The sequence below is a fragment of the Kitasatospora sp. NPDC093679 genome (genome assembly GCF_040683455.1).
In the GTDB taxonomy this organism is placed as follows: Bacteria; Actinomycetota; Actinomycetes; order Streptomycetales; family Streptomycetaceae; genus Kitasatospora; species Kitasatospora arboriphila.
Map to the genome: position 1 here is coordinate 1 of NZ_JBFBDW010000103.1, position 10,573 is coordinate 10,573.

Sequence of the window (10,573 nt, forward strand, 5' to 3'; positions counted from 1 at the left end):
GCGACCCGGTGAGGATCTGGAAGTGGCGTTTCAAGGGATTGGCCGCTCCGGGACCGTCCGCGCAGATGCGTGTCCGGTGCTCCCTGCCGAGCGACTAGGAAACACTACGCCCATCGGCGGCCGCAGGCAAATCCGGCACGCGGACGAGCCGGCTGCAGGTGTCGCGGCCTGCCTTCACGTACTCCCCGTTCGGGTGGTCGTTGGCGGCGATCCGCAGTGCCGCGGCCCGCTGGTCCTGGCCTCCGCCGGTGTGGCGGTCGATCAGGCGGCGGTGGCGGAGCTCGTCGTCCGCGTCGACGTACCAGAGCTCGCGGAACAGGGCCCGGGCCGTCGTCCACGGGGCCTCGGGGGCGGCGAGGTAGTTGCCCTCGGTCACCACGAGGCGGGTGTGCGGCCTGATGACGTGGCGTGCGGCGATCGGCTCGTCGAGGGCCCGGTCGAAGTCCGGCACGTAGATGTCGTGGAAGCGCTCGTTGGTGACCCGCCGGAGCAGAGCCAGGTAGCCGGCGGAGTCGAAGGTCTCGGGGGCGCCCTTGCGGGCCCGCAGGCCGAGGCGGTCGAGCTGGACGTTGGCCAGGTGGAATCCGTCGAGCGGGAGGTGGGCAGCGGCCTCCGGGCCCTCGTGGCGGACGACCGCGCCGACCAGGTGGCGGGCGAGGGTCGACTTGCCGGCCGCCGGCGGGCCGGCGAGGCCGAGGATCACGCGTCCGCTACCGCTCCCGGGACCGCGCAGCAGTCCGAGCGCCCGCGCGACCAGGTCGTCCGGCGTCGCGACCTCGGTCACCCCGGCCGCCTCGGCGACACCCGCGGCACCAGCAGCACCACCGGTCTCCGCGGAACGGCGTCCCGCCGCCGCCCGACCGTTCTCCGACGTGTGGCCCCCGTGTACGTCAACGTGCATGGGTCGCACCCTACTCAGCCGGGACGCCGGAAGCACCGCACCGCGAGACCGACGTCCGCAGGACGGCGACCACAAGGCAGACCCGCCCGGGCCGTGGGCGCGGCGCGCTCAGGCAGCGGCCTCCCCGACCGCCGCGGCACCGAACACCGGCTCGTCGAGGGTCAGGGTGCCGGCGTCCGCGTCCAGGACCGCGTGGACGCCCAGCGGGACGGTGAGGCTGCTGGGGCCGTGCCCGAAGCCGAGCTCCCAGATCACCGGGACGCCCAGCGGTGCCAGCCGGTCGAGCATGACCTCGCGGACGGGCCCGGGCGGGCCACAGCCCTCCCAGGATCCGAGGGCGATGCCGGCGACTCCGTCCATCGCGCCGGAGCGGAGCAGCTGGGTGAGGGTGCGGTCGAGGCGGTAGGGCAGCTCGTTGACGTCCTCCAGCAGCAGGATGGTGCCGGCGAAGGAACGGCGGGCTGTCGGGGTGCCGCGGTCGGTGGCGAGGAGTGCGGCGCAGCCCCCGGCGGTGGTGCCGGCGGCCCGGCCGGGGACGAGCGGTTCGGCGGTGGCCGCGGTGAGGACGCGGGTGGTCTCGGGCTCGAAGAGGGTGCGCCGGAGGTGGTCGGCGGTGGCGGGGTCGTCCAGGAAGGTGGCCGCCGTTCCCATCGGGCCGTAGAGGGTGGGGAGGCCGAGTCGGAGGTCGACGGTCTCGTGCAGCACGGTGATGTCGCTGAAGCCGACCAGGATCTTGGGCGGTGCGGCGCGCAGGGCCTCCCAGTCGACGAGGTCGACCATCCGTTGGACGCCGTAGCCGCCGCGGGCGCAGACGACGGCCGCGATGCCGGGGTCGAGCCAGGCCCGTTGGAAGTCGGCGGCGCGGTCGGCGTCGGTGCCGGCGAGGTACCCGTGGACGGGGTGGCGGTCGAGGAGGTGGTCGCCGGGGACGACCTGCAGGCCCCAGGAGCGGAGCAGGGCGGTGCCTGCGGCGAGGCGCTGCGGGTCGATCGGGCCGCTGGGGGCGACCAGGGCGACACGGTCGCCTGCCGTCAGCCGTCGTGGGCGCCTCCGCGGTCCCGGAACCGGCAGACCGGTGGCGGGCAGGCCCGGTACCGGAAGACGCGGTGCCCGCGGGCGTGGTGCGGGGGCCGGTGTCGGCCCCGGGGCGGGGTCGTGGCCGTCCGCGGCGCCGCCGGTCGTCAGCTGATCCATCGACAGTTCCTCCCCCTTGGTCGCAGGTTCGTCTGCTCACGGTATTCCCCGGTACGGGGGTGGAACGATCCACCCCCGCACCGGGAATGCTGCCGCTTCACACGGTGCCCATCACCTCGCGGACCTCGGCCAGGGTGGTCGCGGCCACGGCGTTCGCGCGCTCGTTGCCGGCGCGCAGCACCTCGCGGAGGAAACCGCGGTCGGCGGCGAGTTCGGCCCGGCGTGCCCGGTGCGGGCGGAAGTACTCGTTGACGGCCTCGGTGACCAGTTTCTTCAGCTGGGCGGCGCCGCTGTCGCCGACCTCCTCGGCGACGGCTTCGGGGGTGCGGTCCAGGCAGAGGGCGGCGAGCTGGAGGAGGCCGGCGACGCCGGGGCGGTGCTCGGGGTCGTAGGTGATCCGGCGGTCGGCGTCGGTGGTCGCGGCGCGGAGGAGTCGGGCGGTCTCGTCCTCGGTGGCGCCGAGCGGGACGGCGTTGCCCCGGCTCTTGCTCATCTTGCCGCCGTCGGTGCCGAGCAGCAGCGGGGCGGCGGAGAGCAGGGCGTCGGGCTCCGGGAAGACGGGGGCGCCGTAGCGCTCGTTGAAGCGGCGGGCGACGGTGCGGGTGGTCTCCAGGTGCGGGAGCTGGTCCTGGCCGACGGGGACGAGGTCGGCCTTGCAGAAGAGGATGTCCGCGGCCTGGTGGACGGGGTAGGTGAACATCAGGCCGCTGACGGTGGCGCGGCCGGAGTGGGCGATCTCGTCCTTGACGGTGGGGTTGCGGCCGAGTTCGGCGACGCTGACCAGGCTGAGGAAGGGCACCAGCAGCTGGTTGAGCGCGGGGACGGCGCTGTGGGCGAAGACGGTGGCCCGGTCGGGGTCGACGCCGGCTGCGAGGTAGTCGAGGACGAGGTTCTCGGCGTGCTCGGCGAGGTCGTCGGCCAGGTCGCGGTCGGTGAGGACCTGGTAGTCGGCGACGACGAGGAAGAGGTCGACGCCGAGGCGCTGCAGTTCGACGCGGTTCTGCAGGGTGCCGAAGTAGTGGCCGAGGTGAAGCGGGCCGGTCGGCCGGTCCCCGGTGAGGATGCGGTGGCGCGCGGGGTTGCGGCGGATGCCGTCGACGGTGGTGATCACTGAGGTTCTCCTCGGGTGGCGGGCGGGTGGTGGCGCCGTCCGCCGGGCGTTGCCGCCCCGGGGGTGAAAAGCATCAGGGCCGCCCGTACGGACGGCCCTGTGGTCATGCGTGAGGGGTGGCCGTCCTAGGACGGCCACCAGTTCAGGCACGGCTGACGCTTCATGGGACCAGGGTACGCGCACGTCCGGCCGTTCTCCGCACCGGTTTTCGGCCCGCCACCCGCCGCGGTGGCTCCTGGGCGGCGGCCGGGCCCGTCCGCGGCCGACACATGGTGGACCACCCTGGCTCCCAAGGGCCTTGTGCGGCAGGATCGTTCGTGCCGCAGACCGAAGGGCCCGCACCCATGACCCCGCTCGACCCGCCAGCCGCCGACCGATCCTCTCCCGGTCCCGTACCTCGGGACGGGGCCCCCGGCCCCCGCGGTCCCCACGGTCCGCTCGGCCCCGCGGCGCCCTCGACAGAAGCACCGACGGCACCGGCACCGGCACCGGCACCGGCACCGGCACCCACGGTGGCAGGTCCGGAGGGCGGGGCCCAGCCCGTCGACCCCACCGCGGTGCGGCTGCTGGCGGGGCTGGCGGCCCGGCTGCGCGGGGCGTACGAATGGGGCATCCATCCCGCCGATCTGGCGGCGGCCTGCCACAAGTCGGAGGCGGAGGTGCGCCAACTGCTGGCCGCTGCCGGGGCGGACCTCGATGCGGCCAGGCCGGTGGGCGACGGCCCCGCGACCGCGGCGGGCCCCACGGGCGGACCGGGCGACGGCGGCCGCCAGTTGCGCCGGGCGCGGCGGCCGGTTCCGTCGCGGCGGCTGCGTCGGCTGCACCCGCGACCGCAGGAACGGCAGGAGTCGTGGCATCCGGCCGGCGCGGGCGGCCAGGCCCAGGAGGGCGGTGGGCCCGGGGGCGGACCGCCGTTGGGGATATTGATCGGCGGATCGTCCTCGATGCCGGGTGCGGGGGCGCGGCAGCCCGAGCGGGTCGAGGCGCGGTTGGTGCGGTTCGGCACCGGCACCTGCCTGGTGGTGCTGCCCGCCTGGCGGGAGGCGATCGCCGTGGCCGTGCCGACCGAGCGGCTGCTCGCCTCCACCGGGCTGACGGTCGAGCAGGTGGCGGGTGCGCGTCTCTCGGTGCTGATCAATCCGGAGGCGCTGCACGACCGCGACCTCGGACTGCACGACTGGCGGGCGGACCAGCCGCACTGAACCGGCCCGCGTCGGCGGCGCGGCGGCCCGCCCGGTGACCCGTCGTCATCCGGTGCGCGACGGGCCGGGGTCAGCCGGCCGTCCGCACCGGCTCGTCAGGGGCGCTGTTCGGTGTGCCGTGCGGGACGTGGCCCAGGTGCACCGGCCCGGCGGTGGGGTCGGCATCGCGTCCCCGTGCACCCCGGACGGCGGCCAGCAGTGCCGGCAGTTGCGGCGGCCAGAGTGCGTCGGCCTCGGGCGAGGCCAGTTCCTCCGGGCTCCACCAGCGCCATTCGAGGATGCCGTCGGCCCGGTGGACTCCGCTGACGTCGCCGAGCGGGCCGCGGCGCGGGCCGGTGGCCAGGTAGATGTGCTCGTGCTGGCGGACGGGGATGCCGTGCCAGGTGAAGTCGTGCTCCCAGGTGCACAGCAGGCGGGCGGGCTCGATGTCCGTCCAGCCGGTCTCCTCGTGCAGTTCGCGCAGTGCGCCGACGGTCGGGGTCTCGCCCTCCTCCAGCCCGCCGCCCGGCGCCGTCCAGTGCACGCCGACCTCGGCGTTGTCGCTGCGGAGCAGGAAGACGGCGCCGTCCGGGGCGAGGACGACCGTGCGGGCCGCGGCCCTCGGTGTGCGGCCGCCCGCCGTGGCGTCAGGTCGTGCGGTCGGTCGGCCCGGTGGGCGGCCGAGGAGTCGGCCCAGCACGGGTCCCAGGAGTCGTTGCAGCTTCGGCATCGGATCACCGTGGCACGCACCGCCGGGGGTGTCGACCGGTATTCGGGGAGCCGGTCCCGGCCGGCCGCGGTCCTGACCCGATGGTCCCCGGGTGCGGGCGGCGTGTGCCCGGCGGGGCGTGTGCCCGGCGGGGCGGATGCGGGCGGGTGCGGGGCGGGGTGCGAACGGGCCGGTGCGCCGTACGCTGTGGGCCATGACCACCCCGGCCGTCCTGCTGCCCGCCGATCCGCTCGCGCCGCGCAGGCCCGACCCGCACTACGGCTGGGAGGCGCAGCTGGTGCGCGACCTCGGCGGTGCCTGTGTGCTGCTCGACCACGACGCGCTGCTCGCGGGTGACGCGGAGGCGGCGGTGCGGCGGGTGCCGGTGGGCGTCGGGCCGCTCTGGTACCGCGGCTGGATGGTGCCGGTGCCCGCGTACCAGGAGTTGGCGCAGGCGCTGGCTGCGCGCGGCGGGGTGCTGCTGACCACGCCGACCGGATACGGGGACGCCCATGAGCTCCCCGGCTGGTACGGGGTGTTCGAGGGGGCGACGCCGGAGAGCCGCTGGCTGCCGGGGGCGGCCGTGCCGTCCCGGGAGGAGCTCGCCGCGCTGGCGGGGCGGTTGGGTGGGCACGGGCCGGCGGTCGTCAAGGACTACGTGAAGTCCCGCAAGTACGAGTGGGAGGAGGCCTGCTTCGTCCCGGACCTCGCGGACACCGACCGGCTGTGCGCGGTGGTGTCGCGGTTCGTGGAGCTGCAGGACGGGGCGCCGACCGGCGGGATCGTGCTGCGCCGGTACGAGGAGTTCGTCCGGGACGCGCGGGGGCGGGCCGAGGAGTCCCGGGTCTGGTGGGTGGACGGCGAGCCGGTGCTGCGCGGTGCCCACCCGGATGCGCCGCCGGGGCCGGCCCCGCACGCGGACCTGTCGGTGGTGGGGCCGCTGGTTCACACGCTGGGCTGCCGGTTCGTGACCACCGATCTGGCGCGGCGGGCGGACGGGTCGGGCTGGCGGGTGGTGGAGGTCGGTGACGGCCAGGTGAGCGACCTGCCGCGGGGCGCGGACGCGGCCTCGCTGTACGCCGCGCTGCTCGCGGTCTGACCCTGCCGGTGGCGGGCACGCCCCGGCGGACCCCGGGTGGGGTCCGCCGGGGGCGCGGCGGTCAGCCGACCGGGGTGGGGCGGCCGTCGGAGACGAAGGCCTGCCAGAGCCGGTGGTAGGTGCCGCCCGCGGCGAGGAGTTCGCTGTGGGTGCCGTCCTCGACGATCCGGCCGTGGTCGAGGACGACGATCCGGTCGGCGCGTTCGGCGGTGGTCAGGCGGTGGGCGATGACCAGGGTGGTGCGGCCGCCGCTGAGGCGGTCGGCGGCCTGGTTGACGGCGGCCTCGCTGGCGAGGTCGAGGGCGGCGGTCGCCTCGTCCAGCAGCAGGATGTCGGGGTCGACGAGTTCGGCGCGGGCGAGGGCGACGAGCTGGCGCTGGCCGGCGGAGAGGTTCCGTCCGCGGGGGGCGACCTCGTGGTCGTAGCCGCCGGAGAGGCCGAGGATCATCTCGTGGGCGCCGACGGCGCGGGCCGCGGCCTCGACCTCGGCGCGGGTCGCGCCGGGCCGGCCGTAGGCGATCGCCTCGTGGAGGGTGCCGGCGAACAGGTACGCCTCCTGCGGGACGACGCCGAGCCGGTGCCGGTACTGGGAGAGGTCGTAGCCGGTGATGTCGGTGCCGTCGACCCGGACGGTGCCCGAGGTGGCGTCGTAGAACCGGGCGACCAGCTTGACCAGGGTGGACTTGCCGGCGCCGGTCTCGCCGACCAGGGCGACGGTCTGGCCGGCCGGGATGTGCAGGTCGATGCCGGTGAGCACGTTCGGCAGGTCCTCGCCGTCGCTGTTGTAGGCGAAGCCGACGCCGTCGAGGTGGATGTCGCCCTTGAGGCGGGTGACCGGCACGGGCGGGTCGGCCTCGGGGGTGCTGGTCGGGGTGCGCAGCAGTTCGCCGATCCGGCCGAGGCTGACGCTGGCCTGCTGGTAGCCGTCGAACACCTGGGAGAGCTGGTTGACCGGGGCGAAGAACAGGTCGATGTAGAGCAGGTAGGCGACCAGGGCGCCGATGGTGAGGGTGCCGGCGTCGACCCGGGCGGCGCCGGCGATCAGGACGAGCGCGGAGGCGACGCTGGAGAGGAACTGGACGAACGGGAAGTACAGCGAGATGTAGAGCTGGGCCCGGGCGCGGGCGTCGCGGTACTCCAGGCCGCGGGCGACGAAGCGGGCGGTGTTGACGTCCTGCCGGCGGAAGGCCTGGACGATCCGCATGCCGGCGACGTTCTCCTGCAGGTCGGCGTTGACGGTGGAGATCAGGTCCCGGGAGATCTGGTACTGGACGGTGGACTTGCGGCGGAAGACCAGGGTGGCCACGACCAGCACGGGCAGGACGGCGAAGACCACCAGCGCGAGGCCGGCGTCGAGGATCAGCAGTGCGGCGAAGATCCCGAAGAAGGTGAGCAGGCTGACCACGGCGGTGACGACGCCGGTCTGCAGGAAGGTCGAGATCGAGTCGACGTCGGTGGTCATCCGGGTCATGATCCGGCCGGTGAGCTCGCGCTCGAAGTAGTCGAGGCCGAGCCGGTTGAGGTGCGCGAAGATCTTCAGCCGCAGGGTGTAGAGGACGCGCTCGCCGGTGCGGCCGCTGACCCTGGTCTCGGCGCTCTGCACCAGCCAGTCCAGCAGGACGACCACGAGGGCGCCGAGGGCGGCGACGGTGACGCCGGTCATCGCGGCCTTGCTGACGCCGTCGTCGATGCCGTGCCGGATCAGGATCGGCAGGGTGAGGCCGGCGGCGGTGTCCAGGGCGACCAGCAGCAGGGCGAGGGCCAGCGGGCCGCGGAAGGGCGCGAGCAGGCGGCGGAGGCTGAAGTGCAGGTCGCCGGCCTCGGCGTCCTCGACCCGGATGTCGGGGGTGTCGGTGGCGGGCCGCAGTGCGGCGACCTTGGCGAGGAGTCCGGCGTCGGCGGCGGGCTTCTTGGCCGGGGCGCCGTCGCCGGTCGTCGCGGCCGCGGTGCTCCCGGGCGCAGCGGTGCTCCCGGCGGCAGCGGCACCTTCCGCGCTGCCGCGGGCGGTGGCGTCGGCGGCGTCCGGGTCGGTGATCAGTGCCCGGTAGAGCGGGCATCGCTCGTCCAGCTCGCGGTGGGTGCCGATGTCGACGAGGCGGCCGCGTTCGAGGACGGCGATCCGGTCGGCGAGCTGCAGGGTGGAGCGGCGGTGGGCGATCAGCAGGGTGGTGCGTCCGGCCATGACCGAGCGGAGCGCCTCGAAGATCTCGGCCTCGACCTGCGGGTCGACCGCGGAGGTCGCGTCGTCGAGCAGCAGGATCCGCGGGTCGGTGAGGATGGCGCGGGCCAGGGCGATCCGCTGCCGCTGGCCGCCGGAGAGGGTGAGTCCCTGCTCGCCGACCTTGGTGTCGTAGCCGTCGGGCAGCTCGCGGATGAAGCCGTCGGCCTGGGCGGCGCGGGCGGCGGCCTCGATCTGCTCGTCGGTCGCCTCGGGGTGGCCGTAGGCGATGTTGGTGCGGACGCTCTCGGAGAACAGGAAGCTCTCCTCGGGCACGATGCCGACGGTGGCGCGCAGCGAGTCGAGGGTGATGTCGCGCAGGTCGTGGCCGTAGAGCCGGACGCTGCCGGCCGTGGGGTCGTAGAAGCGCGGGACGAGCTGGGCGACGGTCGACTTGCCGGAGCCGGAGGCGCCGACCAGGGCGAGGGTCTCGCCGGGCTGGAGGCGCAGGCTGAGGCCGTCGAGGACGGGGACGGCGTCCCCGTCGCCCGGGTGGGCGTCCCCGTGGTCCTCGTAGTGGAAGTCGACGCGGTCGAGTTCGAGGGCGGCGGTGCCGGGTGCGGGCGCGCCGGGCGCGGTGGCACCGGGGTCGGTGTCGGCGGGGGTGAGCGGCCGGGCGTCGGGGCGCTCCTGGACGTGCGGGCGCTGGTCGATCAGCTGGAGGACGCGTTCCACACCGGCCCTGGCCTGCTGGCCGACGGTGATGACCATGGCGAGCATCCGCACCGGGCCGGTCATCTGGGCGACGTAGGTGGAGAAGGCGACGAAGGTGCCCAGCGAGACCTGGCCCCGGACGGCCAGCCAGCCGCCGAGGGCGAGCACGGCGACCTGGGCGAGGGCGGGGACGGCCTGCATGGCCGGGGTGTAGCGGCTGTTCAGCCGGATCGAGCGGAGCCGGGCGGCGTACAGGCCGCGGGAGGCCTTCTCCAGCTTGGCGCGCTCCTGGGCCTCCTGGCCGAAGCCCTTGACCACCCGGACGCCGCCGACAGCCGCGTCGACGACACCGGCGACCGCGGCGGCCTCCTGCTGGGCGGCCCAGGTCGCGGGGAAGAGCCGCTTGCGGCTGAGCGCGGCGCACCACCAGAGGGCGGGCGCCATCACCAGGGCGATCAGGGTGAGCGGCAGCGAGAGCCAGAGCATGACCGCGAAGGACATGCCGAACATCAGCAGGTAGCCGGTCATCATCGGCAGCATCGAGAGCAGGCCGTTGATGAGCTGCAGGTCGGAGGTGGCGCGGCCGACGACCTGGCCGGTGTCCAGGCGGTCCTGGCGGCGGCCGTCGAGGCGGGTCAGCGAGGTGAAGAGGTCCGCCCGCAGGTCGTGCTGGACGTCGAGGGCGAGCTGTCCGCCGTAGTAGCGGCGGATCTGCGCGCAGAGGAAGACCACGGCCGCGGCGAGCAGCAGCACGACCGCCCAGGGGGCGAGCGGACGGGTGTGGGCGGTGATGACGTCGTCGATGATCAGCTTGGTGATCAGCGGGACGACGGCGCTGACGGCCATGCCGACGAGCGAGGCGCCGAAGGCGAGCAGGACGTTCTTGCGGTAGCGCCAGGAGTAGCCGCCCAGTCTGCGCAGCCAGCGGGACTCGTCCGGGGTGCCGGGGGTCCGCCGGTCTCCGGACCGGCGGCGGCGCAGGTGGGCCTTGCCGGACCGGCTGCTCTGAGGATCGGCGTCCCGGGAAATCTCCGCAGTAGAACCATGAGTCTCAGGCATATTTAGGGATACTAACCATTCGGCTCGACCGCCGTCCATCGCCTTTCGACGGACGCCCGGCAGGCTCAACGACGAGGGGCCCGCGAAACCTTCCCGCCGCCTCCCAGGGTCGCCGATCCACCCGCCCGGACGCACGGGCCGCCGGACCGGCCGGACCTCCGGCGCTGGTCCTACGCCCGGCCGCGGGAGACCCGGGCGGAGCTCCTAGGCCGTGTCTTCAAAGGCGTACGGATGCCACACGGGGGCGCGGGGAACTGCGCAGCCCGGGAGTGGTGCTCCTGACAAATCCGGCGCACCCCCGGTCCGGACGGTGGCCCGCATCCGAATCGCGCAGTTCCCCGCGCCCCTGAAGCGACCACCCGAGCGCCGTTTGAAGACAGCTCCTAGGGCCTGTGTGATGTTGTGATCAATCTTCGGGTTCTGCCCCCGTTTCGGGGTGGAAACCGG

Annotated in this window: 7 protein-coding genes; 2 read left to right on the plus strand and 5 right to left on the minus strand. The window is 74.6% G+C overall.

What is annotated here, in order from left to right:
* Positions 1 to 94: 94 nt before the first annotated feature.
* The 3 genes from AB0O09_RS38245 to trpS all read right to left on the minus strand — a co-directional run bounded on the left by AB0O09_RS38245 (position 95) and on the right by trpS (position 3,206).
* Positions 95 to 784, minus strand: a complete 690-nt coding sequence (locus AB0O09_RS38245) for a nucleoside/nucleotide kinase family protein (RefSeq protein WP_363550316.1) — start codon at positions 782 to 784, stop codon at positions 95 to 97.
* 225 nt (positions 785 to 1,009) lie between these two features.
* Positions 1,010 to 2,095 carry an LD-carboxypeptidase gene (locus tag AB0O09_RS38250; protein WP_363550318.1) on the minus strand — a complete coding sequence of 362 codons (1,086 nt, stop codon included), beginning with the start codon at positions 2,093 to 2,095 and terminating at the stop codon, positions 1,010 to 1,012.
* 97 nt (positions 2,096 to 2,192) lie between these two features.
* Positions 2,193 to 3,206: a tryptophan--tRNA ligase gene (gene trpS, locus AB0O09_RS38255; RefSeq protein WP_363550321.1), complete on the minus strand. Its 1,014-nt coding sequence runs from the start codon at positions 3,204 to 3,206 to the stop codon at positions 2,193 to 2,195.
* A 512-nt stretch (positions 3,207 to 3,718) separates the two neighbouring features.
* Between trpS and AB0O09_RS38260 the strand changes: the two genes are divergently transcribed.
* Positions 3,719 to 4,408 carry a hypothetical protein gene (locus AB0O09_RS38260; protein WP_363550324.1) on the plus strand — a complete coding sequence of 230 codons (690 nt, stop codon included), beginning with the start codon at positions 3,719 to 3,721 and terminating at the stop codon, positions 4,406 to 4,408.
* A 70-nt stretch (positions 4,409 to 4,478) separates the two neighbouring features.
* Here AB0O09_RS38260 and AB0O09_RS38265 read toward each other — a convergent pair whose 3' ends face one another.
* Complete coding sequence (locus AB0O09_RS38265; protein WP_363550327.1) at positions 4,479 to 5,117, minus strand: NUDIX domain-containing protein; 639 nt, start codon at positions 5,115 to 5,117, stop codon at positions 4,479 to 4,481.
* A gap of 193 nt (positions 5,118 to 5,310) precedes the next feature.
* Between AB0O09_RS38265 and AB0O09_RS38270 the strand changes: the two genes are divergently transcribed.
* Positions 5,311 to 6,195 carry an ATP-grasp domain-containing protein gene (locus AB0O09_RS38270; RefSeq protein WP_363550329.1) on the plus strand — a complete coding sequence of 295 codons (885 nt, stop codon included), beginning with the start codon at positions 5,311 to 5,313 and terminating at the stop codon, positions 6,193 to 6,195.
* 61 nt (positions 6,196 to 6,256) lie between these two features.
* Here AB0O09_RS38270 and AB0O09_RS38275 read toward each other — a convergent pair whose 3' ends face one another.
* Entirely contained in the window at positions 6,257 to 10,126 is a 3,870-nt protein-coding gene (locus AB0O09_RS38275; RefSeq protein WP_363550332.1) for an ABC transporter ATP-binding protein, read from the minus strand.
* Between the last annotated feature and the right edge of the window lie 447 nt (positions 10,127 to 10,573).